Origin of the sequence: Streptomyces sp. NPDC012466, from assembly GCF_042955215.1 — a bacterium.
GTDB lineage: Bacteria > Actinomycetota > Actinomycetes > Streptomycetales > Streptomycetaceae > Streptomyces.
On the sequence record NZ_JBIBEQ010000008.1, the window covers coordinates 530,582 to 545,828 of the forward strand.

Here is a 15,247-nt window from a genome sequence, read left to right on the forward strand (position 1 = left end):
GAGCGGACGGAAAGGGGGAGAGCGGCCGTCTGCTTCGGGGGCGGAACTCAATTCCTCACGATGCGCCACCGGTTGTCGGCGGTGCCGTCGTCCGAATCCTGGACCGCGAACGCGCCGACAGCCGTGGAATTGTTCGCGATGGCGAGCAACTTGCCGCTGTGCTCGTTGCGGATCTTGTAGGTCCCGTCTCCCTGGTCGAGCAGTGTCCATCGGTGGTCGGCGGTGCCGTTGTCCGACCACTGCAGGACGGTCGCGTCGTCGTCCGTGGACATGCTCAAGACGCCGAGCACCTTGCCGCTGTGGGCGTTGCGGAAGCGGAACCCGTTTCCATCGGCGATCATGTGCCAGTCGTGGTCGGCGGTGCCCGAGTCGTGCCACTGAAGAGCGCGGCCGCCGTCGGCCGTGGACATGTCCTGGATGCCCAGCACGAGACCGCTGCCCACATTCGCGAGACGGACGGTGCCGCCGGCGTTCCAGTAGACGGTGTAGTTGTGGCCGTGCGCGTCGTGGAACGGGCCCAGGTTGACGGTGGAGCCGTTGGCGGTGGCGGTGAAGGCGAGTGACGTGCTGCTGGTCCGTCTGATCGAGGACGTGTTCAGCGAGGGGAGTGAGCTGAGCGTGGAGTCGCCGTAATTGCCGGACAGGACCACCGGGCCGTAGGTGATCGCGGCGACGTTCGCGTTGTCGTTGGCCGCTCGCATGATGACCCGCATGGGCAGGCGGACGGTGACTGTGTCGCCGGAGGTCCAGGAGCGGGTCAGGGTGGCGTAGCTGCCGGGCGTGGTGGCGATGTCCTGCCGCGTGCCGTTGACGCTGACGGTGGCCCCCGCGGTCCAGCCCGGGATGCGCAAGCGCATCGCCCAGCTCCCGCTGACGTTGCCGGTGACTTGCAGGGTCGTGGTGTCGCTGACGGGGTATGTCGTGGTCTGGGTGACCGTGATTCCGCGCTCCGACCAGTTGAGCACCGAGGGCACGAACAGGTTCACGATCAGCGTGTCGTCACTGCGGTAGTAGATGGAGTCCATCAGCCTGGTGTGCATCTCCAGGCCCGTGCCCTGGCAGCACCAGAACGTGCCGTAGTCGGTGCTCCAGGTGCCGCCGCCCCACGCGGGACCCACACCGCGCCGGCCTCCCGGGTTGAGCGGGGTGAAGTAGGTGACGTGGCCGTGGGGGTCGGCCGGGTTCTGCTGGCCGATCATCTGGTTCAGCCACGCCCGCTCGTAGTAGTCGAACAGCGCGGCCCGGTTCGGGTCCAGCGCGAACAACTCACGCGTGAGAAGGAGCATGTTGAAGGTGTTGCAGCTTTCGCAGGTGTCCTTGTTCAGGTAGCCGGCGATGGCGTTCGGGGCGCGGAAGTGCTCCGCCTGGCTGTTGCCGCCGATGGCATAGGTGTGCGAGTCGACGCAGAAGTTCCAGGCGTTGGTGGCGATGTCCCGGTAGCGGGTGGTGCCGGTCGCCTTGAACTCCCGGGCGGCCCCGATCCACTTGGGTACCTGGGTGTTGGCGTGCAGTCCGCTGAGCCGGTCCTGGTTGGCCGCCAGCGGGTCGAACACCGCCGCGTGGTCGAACCGCCGGGCGACGGTGAGCCACCGCGCGTCGCCCGTCTGCTGGTGGAGATCGGTCAGGACGGCGTTCATGCCGCCGAACTCGGTTCCCAGCATGGCCTGCATCTGCTGGCCGCTCAGCCGGCCGGTGCGCCAGTCCACCCATCCCGCCAGGGCGAGCAGTACGTCACGGGCTTGGGTGCTGCCGATGTGGCGCCATACGTCCAGCAGGCCGGCGAGGGTCTTGTGGATGGTGTAGTACGGCACGTTGCCGTTGCTCAGGGTCCGTTGCTCGAGAGCGGTGAAGTCGGACTCGGGGTAGCCGGAGAGGTACCCGGCGTTGAAGCCGGCGGTGTTGTTGTTGGCCTGGCATTTGGCCAACTCCGCAACCATGTGCGTCGCCTTGTCCCGGCAGACGGTGTCCCCGGTCACGGCGTACAGCTGTGCCCATGCCGTGAGGAAGTGTCCTTGGACATGGGTGCGGAAGGGGAAGTCGGGCGCGTCCCAACCGCCGTTCGAGGCCGCGCCGTTGGTGGACAGACGGTGGTTGGCGCGGAAGTTGTACAGCAGCCGGTCGACATCGACGAACCGCAGGTAGTTCCGCGTGCGGTTCTGGTTGTCCTGCCAGCGGCTCGCGGTGAGCCGGACCTGGTCGAGTGCGAAGGGGTGCGCGGAGACCCCGATGTCGAGCCTTGCGGGAGGCACGGCCGCGTGGGCGGGGGACGCGCAGACGAAGGATCCGGTGGCAGAGGCGGCGGCGGTGGCCCCCACTGCTTGCAGTAGGCGCCGTCTGCTGACGGAGGAAGACATCTTGAACCTTTCGGTGAGAGCAGAGTGACTGCTGGCTCGTAGGTGCGTTCGCTCACATGTCCGGTGGTCGGGTGCAGTACGCCACGGACTTGCCTGCTGCCGACGTGGCGTCATACGCGGCAGGCCGACGGCAGCACGGCGGAGCCGTTGTTGGCGGCCGCCGTGCCGGCGAGAGCCGATGCGGGGGGGACTCCTCCGGCACTGCCGTTGGTCCTGTTCGCTCGCCGGAACTCCGCCCGGGGTCGGCGACTGTGGGCCAGGCGACAACCCTGCTGGGGAACGAGGCCGGAAATTCAAAGGGGATCGATCCCACTCGCCCTTTCCACGGATACATGGGATGAATTAGCGGGTACGGACGTTGTCTCTGTCCAGTCCTGCGACACGAAAGACTTCGCTACTTGCGGCTGCGTATCCACGCGGTGAGGACCGGGGCGCGCCTGGAACGTGCTGCGGCATGTGGTTCCTCGTCTCCGGGGCCCGCCGGACACAGCCGTGGCGTCTGACGGTGCGACATGGGGCCGTGCCCCCGCGTGGGTTCGCGGCGGCACGGCAGGGGGTTGGACAGGTCAGGCCCAAGGGCTGACCACCGTGAAGGAGCTGTCGGCGCGGAAGGTTTCGGTGTTCTGGTAGAGGTCCATGCGCAGCGCGTAGTCGTAGTGGCGGAGGTAGCGGCCCGGGTAGTTGTACGACTCCAGGCTCACCGAGCCCGCGGTCGCGCCCGGACGGGCGCAGTACGTGGCGTCCTTGTCGAAGACGACCGTGCCGCTGCTGTTGTCGAAGCGGATCCGGTAGTCCCAGTGCCGCAGATAGCGTCCGGCGGAGTCGCGGAAGGAGTAGCAGTTGGCGTCCGCGAGTCCGGGCACGACGGTGAAGGTTGCGCTCTGCTTGACGGCGGTGCTGCTGGAGGATGTCACCGGGTCGATGTAGCCGAGGTTGTCGGAGCGCACCACGGCGTAACGGCCCGGGAAGTTGACTGACTGGAGGGACCGGGTGGTGTTGGCCGGGAGGGTGACGCCACCGGAGACCGTCTCCTTCAGCACCGTCGCGTGGCGTATGAGGCCGGACAGCCCGGGCACCTCGGTGGGCGTGGACCAGGTGGCGAAGTTGTCGTAGCTGTCGCTGTACCAGTACTTGCCGGCGCGGTAGCCGTCGTAATAGATGCGCCAGCCTCCGTTGTCGAGCCGGACCAGGGCCGGGCCCTCGACCCAGTCGCCGAAGCCCGCCCAGTTGCCGGTCTTCTTGAAGGCGTACGGGCCGGTGAGGCTGGAGGCGGTGGCGTACTCGATGTACTTCGTCGTCTCGTTCTTGGTGAACGCGTGGTAGGTGGAACCGACCTTGACGACGAAGGTGTCGATGTAGTTCGGGCCGATGCCCGCCAGCTGGGTGGGTGTGGACCAGGCGGTCAGCGCGGAGTTGGTCGCCGTGATCTTGTAGGCGGTGAAGTGGGTCGCGGTGCTCGCCGACGTCAGGGACACGATGACGTTGACGCTGCCATCGGTGTCGATGAACCACTCGGGCGCCCAGGTGCGGGTCAGCCCGCTGATAGGGATCGTGTGATTGTAGAGGAACGTCCAGTTCACTCGGTCGGTGCTTCGGGCGAAACCGATCGTGTTCCCGGTCCAGTTGGTGGTGTAAGTGAGGTAGTAGAAGCCGTCGGTGTGCTTGAAGATGCTGGGGTCTCGGATCAGACCGGACGGCGGGGTGTAGGCCGGGCCCTTCCGCAGGGTGAATCCGGTGGCGTCCGGCGAGTCGTACACGTACATGTTCGACTCGCTGCTGTTGGTGAACGCGGTCATCGTGTACCGCGTCGTCTGTCCCGCCGGCGGGTGGGCGGCTCCGGCCGTACCGGTGAAGGCGGTGGTAAGGCTCAGCAGGGCGGCCACCGAGGTGAGGAGGGCGAGGACCGCCCTGAGGGTTCTGTTCAACGCTCGTTCCGTTTCTGCGTGAACTGCCCTAAGGCTTGAGGGATGTTGTTCGAAGAGCCGAACTGTGTACGGTACTTCGAGCAGAAGATAGGTATGGGCGGTGGTTCCGTCAATGCTTCCGACGGGTTCCGTTTCCGGTGCGGCGCGGGTCACCAGGACGGCGGGGTGGCAGTGCTGTCACGCACGTTGAACTCCGCACGAGGTGACTTGTCCATTCTGTGACCATTCCGCACCGCTGGACGCGACCCCACGTTCACACCACCGGACACTTCTCGCGTCGGCTGGCCCCCCGCAGGGCCGCATGCGCGTGTGAAGGATGCGCTGTTCCTCGCTCCACCCGTCGCGACTCATCGGCTCGGATCAGGGACCCCGCGAGAGGTGCACCGAGGGCGGACATGCGGGGAGCGGAGCAGTTCTCCCCTCGCACAAGGCTGTTCACCGGACGTCCCGCCGAGTACCGCGCCACGGTGGCCCGTGTTCGAGTGGCCGGTGGCCCGGTCGTCGTCGGGCGTGCACCGGCCCGCACCGAAGTGCGGTCCGTGGTCGTGCCGCCGGGACTGCCCGGGCAGGTCGCCCCCGACGAGTCCTGGTTCCGGCTGGAAGACCCGTCGCTGACGGCCGGCGGGCTCGACGGGACGGACGCCGTGGCCACCACCGCCGCCGCACCGCCGCCACCGGTGCCGTGACCCTCGGCCACGGCACCGGTCTCGAGGCGGCGGCCTCACTGATCGTTTCAGAATGAGGTTCGGAGTCGTCTCAAGCAGATGATGCTGCAAGCGAGTTGAAGCAGGCCGAGGTGGAGGTCGGCACGTATCTCGCAGCGGATCCGGAGGCGCTTGAAGTGGTGGAGCCAGGCGAAGGTTCGCTCGACGACCCAGCGGGTCCTGCCCAGACCGGAGCCATGGGTTGTGCCCTTACGGGCGATCTTCGGTGTGATGCCGCGGGCCCGCAGGAGGCGGCGGTACTTGTCGTAGTCGTAGCCGCGGTCCCCGAACAGCCGGCCCGGCCGGTGCACGGCCAGGTTCAGGGCAATCAACTACCTGGCCGTTCCCGGCCTCGCCGCAACCCTGTGCTGCCTCAAGCGACTCGTCCGCCTCACTACATGGGACGGCGTCTGAGATGAGTCTCTTCTCGAGTGGACTGTTCAGCAGATGACAGACGGTCGTTGTGGGACAGCAACAGATGAGTCCCGCAACGACTGTCAGCCGAATGGCGATACGCCCTACTGCACCGAGGCGGCGGAACTGGGCGGGCTACCTGATCTTGAACCGGTCCGGACGCACGAAGTCCAGGCCTTCGATGGTCTGCTTGCCGAGCGCCTCGTGTGCGGCGATGTGGCCATAGCCGGTCGCCATCTTGAAGCCCTTTCCGGAGAATCCGGCGGCACAGTAGACCCTGCTGTTCTCATCCAGCCAGCCGAGGAGGGGATGCCTGTCCTCGGTGAAAAGCTCGGGAAAAGCGTCGGAGCGCACGATGGTGGGGATCAGACCGGGAAAGAATTCGGTGACCGTCGCGGTGACCTTCTCGACTTCTTCCCGGGTGAGCTCCCTGGGCACGGAGTCCGGGTCGGGGGTTACCCTTCCGCGCCCGTCCAGCGGTCCGTCCACCGATGCCTTGACCGTCACACCGTCGACGGCGGGTGCGCCGTACAGGGAACGATCGTCGTACAGCCGGCTGAAGACGGGGAATTGCTCCGGCGAGAACTGCGTGCCGTCCTGGGCGATGAACCAGGTCAGGACGATCCGATGGGTTTCCGTAACGGCCTTGAGGTGGTCGGGCATGAGCCTTCGGGACCAACCGCCCGAGGCGACGATGACCTTCTCGAACGTCCAGGTTCTGTCGCCCGAGACGACGACCACGCCGTGTTCGGTTTCGGTGATGCTGTCCACTGGTGTGTTCTGAAGGACAGTGGCGCCGCCTGCCTGGGCCGCCGCGACGGCGGCGCTGACGGCGCGATCGGTGCGCAGAACGCCGGCGCGGGGGTCATAGATGGCGCAGTCGTCGGGGCGGAGGTTGTGCTGGGGGTAGCGTTCCGCCAACTCTTCCCGGCTGAGAACGTCGTGCTCGGCTCCGGTGATGCGCGCTGTCTCGAGAAGGCTGTTGATGAAACTGCCGTTCGCCGTCCCAATGGTCAGGCCCCCGGTAGGCGTGAAAATCTCCTGACCGGTTTCCGCTTCGAGCTCGGACCAGAGGCCGCGGGAGCGTTCCATGATGGGGTAGTAGTCGGGCTTCCCGAAGTAGATCATGCGGAAAAGGCGGGTGTCCCCGCCCACGGCACTGCGGCCGTGGGCGGGGGTGGCGGCCTCGAAGCCCACGACCGAGTCGGACAGCCGGGAGGCCTGCCACAGGGCCATGCTTCCGATGCTGCCCAAGCCGATGACTGCGAGTTTTGCGTCCATGAGAGCAGTTGCCTTTTCTTTACTCGTGAAGTCCGGCGAGTCTGCTGCCGAATCTGGCCAGAAGTGAGGTCTTGCTGGAACCCCTGCGCTCTTCCCACTGGTCGGCAACACCGAAGAGGCGGTACATGGCGTGAACGCCCAGCCAGCGGATGGGTTCCGGTTCCCACTTCCGTGCCCGGTAGCCGACCCAGGGAAGGGTGGTCCGTTCGGTTTGCTTCTCGAAGGCGAGCTCCACGAGAGTCCTGCCGCCGACGTAGGCCGACGTGACGCCGTGTCCGGCGTAGCCGGTGGACGATCCGATCCCCGATGCCGGGTCCCAGTGCACGCCGCCGTTCCAGTCCCGCGTGACGCCCAGGACTCCTGACCAGGCGTGGTCCACCTCGAAGGGGATGCTCGGGAAGAAGGCGCTGAGCTTCTGCGAGATCAGGTCGATGGTGGACTGGGCGGTCGCACCGGCTCCCCCTGTGCCGGACCCGAAGCGGTAGGGGACACCGCGACCCCCCATGGCGATACGGCCGTCCGATGTCCGCTGGGCATAGATGAACGTGTGCGCGGAGTCACTGAGACACTGGAACCCGTCCCAGCGGATCTCCTGCCATGCCTCCTCCGGCAGGGGCTTGGTCACGATCAACGAGGAGTTGACCGGGATCAGGGTCCGGCTGCCGAGCAGATGTCCCGAATAGCCTTCGGTGCAGATGAACGTCCTGGCCGCGCTGACGCGTCCGTCGGCCAAGGTGAGGGTCCTGTCCACGACGCTGTCCACTCGGCTGCCCTCGTAGATCCTGACCCCCATGGAGGTCAGGGTGTCGGCGAGGCCGTAGACGAGTTTCGCGGGGTGGAACCGCGCGCAGTGCTTGTAGAAGAGCCCGCCGTGGACGGTGGAGATGTCGATCCGGCTCCGGAACTCGTCCCGGTCGAGCATGTGGACTTCGTCGTCGGTCAGCCCGTACTTCAGGTCGGCATCACGCCTGGCCACAAGCCGGCCCAGCCCTGCCCGAGTGTGGGCGGCGACGAGCGCGCCACCCTTGTGCTGATCGGCATCGATGCGCTCGGCTCGGAGAATGTCCAGGACCGCGTCGACGCCGGCGACGAATTCCTGCTGCAGTGCCCGGCTCGCTTCCAGCCCGCCCCCGGCGCGGGCGAAGGCGGCACGGTTCCCTGGGGGCATCGCCGAGAGCCAGCCACCGTTGCGTCCTGACGCGCCGTAGCCCACCTGTTCGGCCTCGAAGACGGCGACCGAGAGCGACGGTTCGAGCTTCTTGGCGAAGTACGCCGCCCAGAGGCCGGTATAGCCGCCGCCGACAATGGCCACGTCCACGGAGTCCTGGCCGGTGAAGCGGGGGAACGACGGCCTCTTGTCGGCCAGCCCGGCCACCCAGAAGCCGAGCTCTCCGTTTCGCGGTGGTGCCGCATGGGCGTTCATGGTGCGTCCTTCTTCTGTGTCTGGGACCGGGGGCGGGGTTGGAAGGCGGTGCAGCTGCCGTCGACGGGGAGGGTTGCCCCGTTGAGGTCGGAGGACTCCGACGCGCGAGGCGGAGGACGGGGTCGGCGATCGCCTCGGCAGCGGCGGCGCGTCGGACGGGGATCCGCCCCTCACGCCGCGCCTGTGGAAGTCGGTTCACCGCCGCCGCTCACGATCGGCTCGTCGCTAGACCGCAGTGCAGATCATCTGGATTTCGACAGGAGTGTTGAGGGGGAGCCCGGCGACACCGATCGCGGTGCGGGCGTGCCGGCCGTTCTCGCCCAAGACCTCGATGAGCAGTTCACTGGCCGCATTGGCGACCTGTGACTGCAGACCGAAGTCCGGCGTACTGGCCACGAAAACCAGCATCTGCACGATCCGGACCCGGTCCAGATCCCCCACCGCCTGCACTGCAGCGGCGAGAGCGTTGAGCGCGGCATGGCGCGCGAGCTCCCGCGCCGTCTCCAGCTCCACGTCCCGGCCGACTACGCCCTGGCCCAGCAGTTCGCCGCCCCTGAAGGGAAGTTGGCCGGAGAGGTGGATGCTGGACCCCACCGTCCGGTGAGGCACGAGGTACGTGCTGTCGGCGAGGACGGGGAGCGTCAGTCCCAGGGCTCGGAGCCTTTCCGCAGCCGAGTCGCCCGTGACGGTTTGCGGCAGGGGCGGGCACATGCCGCCACCGCCTCGCTGCGCACCTTTTCCTCGGTTCTCCTCTCGGGCGTCAAGGGCGCGGCAGGCCGAAGAGGACCGGGAGGTCGGCGATGTCGGTGATCCGTTCGTAGCCGAGCCAGTGCTCGTCGTGCTCGAAGCCGCGGTCGACGTACACCTTGTTCTCGATGCCCATGATGGCCGCGGAGCGCAGGTCGTACATCGGGCTGGCGGAGACGTGCACGAGCTCGTCGGGCGTCACGCCGAGCTTGTCGAACATGTACTCGAACGCGCGGAGTCGCGGCTTGTAGACGCCCATTTCCTCGGCGCTGATGACGACCTCGAACGGGGCCTTGAGGTTCTCCGCGAGGCGCACGGCGTGCGCGGTGTCGCTGTTGGTGATGATGACCAGCGGGACCGCCTCGGCCAGGCGGTTAAGCGCCTCGGTGACGCCGGGGTAGGGGCCCCAGGTGGGGATGAGCTCGTACACCGCCCGCGCCTCGTCCTCGCGGTACTCGAGACCGACCGCGCGCGAGGCGCGTTCCATGGAACGCGCGACGACCTGGTGGAACGGCTGGTACGCGCCCGTGCACTCGTCGATCCGGTACGCCTTGCAGATCCGCAGGTACTCATCGGCGATCTCGGGCGGCAGCCGGTCGCCCAGGACCTCACGCATCGTGTCGTTGATGCTGAACTTGATCAGCGTTCCGTTCATGTCGAACGTCACGAACTTGGGCTTGACCTCGAATCCCACTGTTCCTCCTAGTGTTTCAGGGCACAGTCCGAGCGATCTGGTCGATTGTCGACCATCGGTACGGTCGATTGTCGACCAAGTGGATATCGACTGTCAACAGCGTCTGAGGAGTGCCTTCTGCGGTCCCGGCGTCGACCGTCTGACGGTCCAGGGAGTTTCCGTGTCGGGGGAGCGACTTGAGGTGCGGGGGGCGAAACCCGACAGGGGTAGAGTCGACAAACGACCAAGTGGTCGACAGGCACCGATGGGAGGGTGACGGGGTGGATCACAAGTTCGAGTGGCAGGAGCAGCGGACGACGACGCCGGACGGCGTCTACCGCACACTGCGGGCGGCCATCCTCGACGGGGCCGTACCTCCTGGTGGCCAGCTGCGCGAGGCGCACATCGCCTCGGATCTCGGCATCAGCCGGTCCCCGCTGCGCGAGGCGCTGACCAAGCTGGAGGAGGAAGGGCTCGTCGTCAAGATCCCCTACCGCGGGGCGTTCGTCGTAGAGGTGAGCGCTCGTGAGGTGGCCGAGATCGACTCGGTCCGGCTGCGTGTCGAACCGTACGCCGCCGAGCTCTCGGCCGAAGCGCTGCGCGGTCCCGAGCGGCCCCAGCTGCTGCAAACCGTCGAGGATCTCCGCCGGGCAATGGAGAAGGACGACATCCCGGCCAGCATCGACGCGCACCTTCGATTCCACAGGCTCTTCTACGATCTCTCGGGGCACGGCGTCCTGCAGAGTCTCTGGAACGGCTGGGAGACCAAGCTGCGCCTCCACCTCAGCGTCGATCACCGCACATACAGCGACGACCCGCAACAACTGGTCGTCGAGCACGAGCGGTTGGCCGCGGTTGCCCTGGAAGGCGACACCGACACGTTCCGCCAGGAACTGGCTGCCCATTTCCCCATGGGGCTGGGAGCCCAGACGGGAGATGTGGGAGAACCGGCGCATCGGCACGTATGAGGCCATGCCGCGTGTGGGGCAGTGTCCGGGCCCGCTCCTCATCGTGACGTTGCAGGCCGTGCGCCGAAAGGTCAGGGTCGAGTGCGCACCATCAATGCAGGCTTGTAGCGGATCTTGTATGAGGGCGCCGGCCGTCGGCGCGGTGGGACGGGCCGGGGCGACGGGGCGTTCACGGCTGCGAGGTAGCTGCGCGGAGTCCTGGGTGCCTCCCATGTTTGTCAGGAATCGGTCGGACTCCGTCCGGGTCGCTGCCCCCGCGCGCTCTGACTGACTTGATCGCGGCACCGTGACCCGGCCGGTGCGCCGATGCCGCCCAGTGCGTCGAGCATGCCCACTGCGGCCGGGCCGGGCCCTGGCTTCGGTACCCCGGGCGTAAGCGCGGAGATGCGGTCGGCAAGGTCGGCCCGAGCCCGGAGGCAACTGCCGGCCCCGTACAGCGGGGCGAGTCGTGGCATCAAAGGATCTCGTGGGGTGTGAGGTCGACCGGCGGCGCGTTTTCGGCGATCCGGTCGGCGCTCCGTGTCAATCGCCTGGACTCCGCCGCCGACAGCGACCGTCATGTGGACAGGTGCGCTGCACACTCTCGCCCCCGCCGAACCGGATGGACCGGTGAGCGCGGTTGCGGTGTCGGCCGTCGTTTCCGGCAGCAGCGGATGGGTCCGCACGCGGCGCACCCAGCTTGTGCTCGGTGCTGAAGTTTCTGTTGACAGTGTTCAACAGGCAGCCATATGGTCGACAAACGACAATGAGGGTGGCTGATTTAAGCCACTATGCGACACCTTGTCGCCACAGGTGCTCGAGAGGACGACCGAGTGCAAATGATCACAAATCACACGATGCGGGTTCTCGCAGCTGACTGCGAGGTTCTGTGGCCTGTGCCGTCCAAGGCGGTGGCACGGTGAGCGGGCGGGAGGCCTCGGTAGCACACACCGGCTCGGCTTCCGATCGGCTCCAGGCCTTGGGTCTGGCCCTTCCCGAGCTCCGTGAGAACCCGTACTACGTGGACCAGCGGACGGTGGGCTCCAGCATCTACATTTCGGGCCAACTGCCTTACAGGGACGGTGAACTGCTGGGTCAGGGCATTGTCGGCCGGGACGTGGAGCTGGAGACGGCGCGGGAGCTCGCGCGCCATGCCGTACTCAACTGCCTTGCCGCAGCCGTGCAAGCGGTGGGAGGCCTGGACCGGGTCCGCATTGTGCAGATGCTGGTCTTCGTGGCCAGTACGCCGGACTTCGGTCTGCAGTCGCGGGTCGCCAACGCGGCCAGTGAACTGCTCATCGAGGTGCTGGGCGAGAACGGACGGCACGCTCGCACCGCGATCGGTGTCGCCGGGTTGCCGCTCAACAGTCCGGTCGAGATCCAGATGGTCTGCACCGCGGTGTAGGGCCGGGCGCGGCGCCGGTGCAGCGCGAGCGCGCGTGACGTTGCGCGCGCCACGCACGTGCGGCATTCGAGGGAGCCGGCATCCGCGCCCCTCGCTCAATTCCCAGACACAAGCAAGAGGAGTGCAGCGTGAACCGGCTCCAGCGAGCTCTCGACGCTCTGGTCGAGCGGATCGACACCCCCGCGCCGATCGTGCTGGTCGACGTCGTGCAGGACAATATCGACCGCATGCAGGGCTTCGCCGCTCAGCACAACCTCGTCGTCAGGCCTCACGTCAAGACACACAAGTGTGTGGAGATCGGCCGGCGGCAGATCGAGGCCGGGGCGGTCGGAATCACCGCGGGCAATGTCGGTGAGGCCGAGGTCTTCGCCGCGGCCGGATTCGACGACATCTTCCTCGCCTACCCGGTCTGGCCCGCGGGAACGAAGGGGACACGGATCCGCCGGCTCGCCGAGTCCGCCCAGCTGCGGGTCGGCGTCGACAACGCCGCGGCGATCGAGGCCCTCGCCGAGGCGATGGGAGACGAACCGGACCGGCTGCAGGTCGTGGTCGAGGTCGACTGCGGCGCCCGTCGCTCCGGTGCGCCCCCCGAGGCCGCGGGCGACCTCGCACTCGCCGCCCGCAAGCGCGGCCTGGTGCCGGTGGGCGTCTTCACCTATCCAGGTCACGGCAGCTCCGGCCCCGACGCTCGCGAACGCGCCGCGCAGGACCAGGACGCCGCGCTGACCACCGCGGTACGCAGCCTCGACGGCGTCGGGATCACCGCCGAAGTGGTCAGCGCCGGCTCCACACCCACCGTCGAGTTCTCCACCAGCAGCGTGATCACCGAGATCCGTCCCGGCGAGTACGTCTTCGGCGACCTGAACAACGCCCGGCTCGGCGCCTGCACGGACGACCAGATCGCGCTGTTCGTCGCCGCCACCGTGGTCAGCGACTGGGTCCCCGACCAGGTCATCCTCGATGCGGGCACCAAGGCCCTCAGCCGCGAAGGCAGCCTCGAGCGCGGCTACGGCCGGGTCGCCGGCACGAAGGCCTTCCTGTCCAAGCTCAACGAGTACCACGGATTCCTCGCGCTGCCCGCGGGCGAGTTCCGCCCCAGGGTCGGCACCGTGGTGCCGGTGGTGCCGAACCACGTCTGCCCGGTCGTCGTCAATTTCGAGGAGCTGATCGTCACCGACAGCACGGGCACGTCGCTGCAGCGGTGGCCGGTCGACGCCCGCGGATTCCTCAGCTGACCGGCCCCGGGACGAGAGACCTCGTACCCGAGCCCCCGACCCGACCGCCCCATTTTTGTGAAGGAGTGCCTGACATGAGACTCAAGAACGTCGCGGCCCTGGTGACCGGCGCCAGCAGTGGCATAGGGCAGGCGGTGAGTTCCCACTTCCGCCGCGAGGGGGCGCGACTGCTGCTCACCGGCCGCAGGGAGCAACTCGACACCGCCCAGACCGACGACCTGTACGTCCCTGGAGACCTCAACGACGAGGCGTTCGTCGAGGCCCTGGCCAACCAGGCCGCCGAATCCCTCGGCACCGTCGACGTCGTCGTCATCAACCACGGCCTACAGGCCAGCAGCCCGCTCACCGAGATGCCCTATGACGACGCGAAGAACGTGCTCGACAGCAACCTGCTCAGCGCGTTCCTGGTGATGAAGCACTTCGCGCCGCTGATGCCCCCCGAAGGGGGTTCCTTCGTCTGCATCAGTTCCCGACTCGGCATGGTCGGCAAGCCCGGGGAAGTCCTGTACTCCGCCGCCAAGGGAGGCCTCATCATGCTAGCCAAGGGCGCGGCGATCGAATGGGCCCCGCGCAACATCCGCGTCAACGTCGTCGCCCCAGGTCTGACCGCCACCCCGGTCATCGAAGCAGCGATCCAGCGCAGCCCGGACCCGGAGTCCTACCGCCGCGAGCGCGAGACCCAGATCCCGCTCCAACGCCTCGCCACCCCCGAAGAAGTCGCCGACGCGGCCCTCTTCTTCGCATCATCGGAGTCGACGTACATCACCGGAGCAGTCCTCCCCGTCGACGGCGGATACACCGCCTTCTGAACACCCCTGCCTTTGTCGTACGTGCAGGTCGCGAACCGCAGGTCCGGTCGACGCGATGAGCGAATGCCTTCGGCACCCCACGAGGCCCAACGCCCAGTTGACGAGTTCCGGATCGCCCCAGCCAATTCCGAACAACCACCCATCCGGGATCTCAGCGGCTCCCAGCGCGCTTTCCACTCTTGTAAGGAGCAAACCCATGCGAATCAGAAGACACTTGAGCGTCCCGATTGTCACGACCGCCCTGGCCCTCGCGCTCGCCGCGTGCGGATCGAGCGGCACCCCGCAGAGCGTGGGGGCGAAGAGCACGGCGCAGGGCGGGGGGTCCGGTTCGTCGGCCGAGCACACCGACGACATCTCGGTGGGTGTGAAGCCGGATGCGAAGGCGGTGAAGCTGCTGCCCGCGGCGGTGAAGGCCAAGAGCACGCTCTCGGTGGCCATGGACCTGACCAGTCCGCCGACCACGTTCATGGCGTCGGACAACAAGACGCCGATCGGGTTCAACCCGGACATGTCCCGGCTGATCGCCGCCAAGCTCGGCCTGAAGCTGCAGTTCAACAACGTCAAGTTCGACACCATCATCACTGGACTGCAGGGCGGCCGGTACGACTTCACGGCGTCCACCATGGGTGCCACCACGGACCGGCTGAAGGCGCTCGACATGATCAACTATTTCAAGGCCGGGACCGGAGTGTCCGTCCCCTACGGAAATCCGCAGGGCTTGGGCACCCACACGCTGTGCGGGCACCGTGTCGGTGTCCAGTCCGGCAGCACCGCGGAGCTGCAGTGGCTGCCCCAGCTGTCCAAGCAGGACTGTACGAGCAAGGGCAAGCCGGCCATCAAGGCAGTGACCCTGCCCAGCGTGAACGACGCCCTCACCCAGCTTGTGTCCAAGCGGATCGACGCGGTGATGTACGACTTCACCGGGCTTCAGTGGGCGGCCACGCAACAGCCCAAGACGTTCGACGTCCTCAAGCCCCTGGTGGCCACCAAGACCGTGGCTGTCGCGCTGAAGAAGGACTCGCCGCTGACCCCTGCGGTCCAGGCCGCCATCCAGTCGATCATCGACAGCCCCAAGTACGCCCAGGCGCTGGGCCGCTGGGGTTTCAAGGACCTCGGGATCAAGACCGCGGCCATGGCCGTCCCTCAGGACTGAAACGCCGATGGACGTGATCGAGACGAAGACCAGGAGCCGACCGGTGCCGGAACTGCTGGCCGAAGAAAAGAAGCGGATCACGCCGAAACGTCCTCGCGACTATGTCGCCTGGGCCGTCGCGATCGCGATCGTCGCCGCTCTGGTGTGGACCGCGGTGACCAACGAGAACTATCGCTG

12 protein-coding genes and 1 pseudogene are annotated in these 15,247 nt (G+C 67.2%); 6 read left to right on the forward strand and 7 right to left on the reverse strand.

The window, feature by feature from the left end; genetic code table 11:
• Positions 1 to 47: 47 nt before the first annotated feature.
• Entirely contained in the window at positions 48 to 2,354 is a 2,307-nt protein-coding gene (locus ACFY9E_RS29940) for a beta-L-arabinofuranosidase domain-containing protein (protein WP_390989136.1), read from the reverse strand.
• A 566-nt stretch (positions 2,355 to 2,920) separates the two neighbouring features.
• Positions 2,921 to 4,279 carry an AbfB domain-containing protein gene (locus ACFY9E_RS29945; RefSeq protein ID WP_390989138.1) on the reverse strand — a complete coding sequence of 453 codons (1,359 nt, stop codon included), beginning with the start codon at positions 4,277 to 4,279 and terminating at the stop codon, positions 2,921 to 2,923.
• Positions 4,280 to 4,746: 467 nt separating this feature from the next.
• Here ACFY9E_RS29945 and ACFY9E_RS29950 point away from each other — a divergent pair, with 467 nt between their 5' ends.
• The gene (locus ACFY9E_RS29950; protein ID WP_390989139.1) at positions 4,747 to 4,965 is read left to right on the forward strand and encodes a hypothetical protein; all 219 of its coding nucleotides are present in this window, start codon (positions 4,747 to 4,749) and stop codon (positions 4,963 to 4,965) included.
• 47 nt (positions 4,966 to 5,012) lie between these two features.
• On the opposite strand, the pseudogene ACFY9E_RS29955 reads toward ACFY9E_RS29950, so the two are convergent.
• The 5 genes and pseudogenes from ACFY9E_RS29955 to ACFY9E_RS29975 form a co-directional block, all read right to left on the reverse strand.
• Positions 5,013 to 5,288 (reverse strand): annotated as a pseudogene (locus ACFY9E_RS29955) (transposase); the annotation flags it as partial.
• Positions 5,289 to 5,532: 244 nt separating this feature from the next.
• Positions 5,533 to 6,678, reverse strand: a complete 1,146-nt coding sequence (solA, locus tag ACFY9E_RS29960) for an N-methyl-L-tryptophan oxidase (RefSeq protein ID WP_390989140.1) — start codon at positions 6,676 to 6,678, stop codon at positions 5,533 to 5,535.
• 19 nt (positions 6,679 to 6,697) lie between these two features.
• Positions 6,698 to 8,101: an FAD-dependent oxidoreductase gene (locus tag ACFY9E_RS29965; protein ID WP_390989141.1), complete on the reverse strand. Its 1,404-nt coding sequence runs from the start codon at positions 8,099 to 8,101 to the stop codon at positions 6,698 to 6,700.
• A 225-nt stretch (positions 8,102 to 8,326) separates the two neighbouring features.
• A complete protein-coding gene (locus ACFY9E_RS29970; RefSeq protein ID WP_390989143.1) occupies positions 8,327 to 8,812 on the reverse strand; it encodes an Atu1372/SO_1960 family protein in 486 nt (161 codons plus the stop codon).
• Positions 8,813 to 8,861: 49 nt separating this feature from the next.
• On the reverse strand, positions 8,862 to 9,542 hold the full coding sequence (locus ACFY9E_RS29975) for a haloacid dehalogenase type II (RefSeq protein WP_390989144.1): 681 nt from the start codon (positions 9,540 to 9,542) through the stop codon (positions 8,862 to 8,864).
• Between the two features lie 260 nt (positions 9,543 to 9,802).
• Here ACFY9E_RS29975 and ACFY9E_RS29980 point away from each other — a divergent pair, with 260 nt between their 5' ends.
• The 5 genes from ACFY9E_RS29980 (at position 9,803) to ACFY9E_RS30000 (ending at position 15,070) form a co-directional block, all read left to right on the forward strand.
• Positions 9,803 to 10,489 carry an FCD domain-containing protein gene (locus tag ACFY9E_RS29980; RefSeq protein WP_390989145.1) on the forward strand — a complete coding sequence of 229 codons (687 nt, stop codon included), beginning with the start codon at positions 9,803 to 9,805 and terminating at the stop codon, positions 10,487 to 10,489.
• An 898-nt stretch (positions 10,490 to 11,387) separates the two neighbouring features.
• Entirely contained in the window at positions 11,388 to 11,873 is a 486-nt protein-coding gene (locus ACFY9E_RS29985) for an Atu1372/SO_1960 family protein (protein WP_390989146.1), read from the forward strand.
• A gap of 128 nt (positions 11,874 to 12,001) precedes the next feature.
• Positions 12,002 to 13,108, forward strand: coding sequence for an alanine racemase (locus ACFY9E_RS29990; protein ID WP_390989147.1), 1,107 nt, complete (start codon positions 12,002 to 12,004; stop codon positions 13,106 to 13,108).
• Positions 13,109 to 13,182: 74 nt separating this feature from the next.
• Positions 13,183 to 13,917: an SDR family oxidoreductase gene (locus ACFY9E_RS29995; protein ID WP_390989149.1), complete on the forward strand. Its 735-nt coding sequence runs from the start codon at positions 13,183 to 13,185 to the stop codon at positions 13,915 to 13,917.
• Between the two features lie 196 nt (positions 13,918 to 14,113).
• A complete protein-coding gene (locus ACFY9E_RS30000) occupies positions 14,114 to 15,070 on the forward strand; it encodes a transporter substrate-binding domain-containing protein (protein WP_390989151.1) in 957 nt (318 codons plus the stop codon).
• Positions 15,071 to 15,247: the final 177 nt, after the last annotated feature.

Bases quoted from the DNA above. Each gene is read 5' to 3' on its own strand.
- ACFY9E_RS29940 (WP_390989136.1), bottom strand. From the start codon at position 2,354: ATGTCTTCCTCCGTCAGCAGACGGCGCCTACTGCAAGCAGTGGGGGCC.
- solA (WP_390989140.1), bottom strand. From the start codon at position 6,678: ATGGACGCAAAACTCGCAGTCATCGGCTTGGGCAGCATCGGAAGCATG.
- ACFY9E_RS29965 (WP_390989141.1), bottom strand. From the start codon at position 8,101: ATGAACGCCCATGCGGCACCACCGCGAAACGGAGAGCTCGGCTTCTGG.
- ACFY9E_RS29970 (WP_390989143.1), bottom strand. From the start codon at position 8,812: ATGTGCCCGCCCCTGCCGCAAACCGTCACGGGCGACTCGGCTGCGGAA.
- ACFY9E_RS29995 (WP_390989149.1), top strand. From the start codon at position 13,183: ATGAGACTCAAGAACGTCGCGGCCCTGGTGACCGGCGCCAGCAGTGGC.
- ACFY9E_RS30000 (WP_390989151.1), top strand. From the start codon at position 14,114: ATGCGAATCAGAAGACACTTGAGCGTCCCGATTGTCACGACCGCCCTG.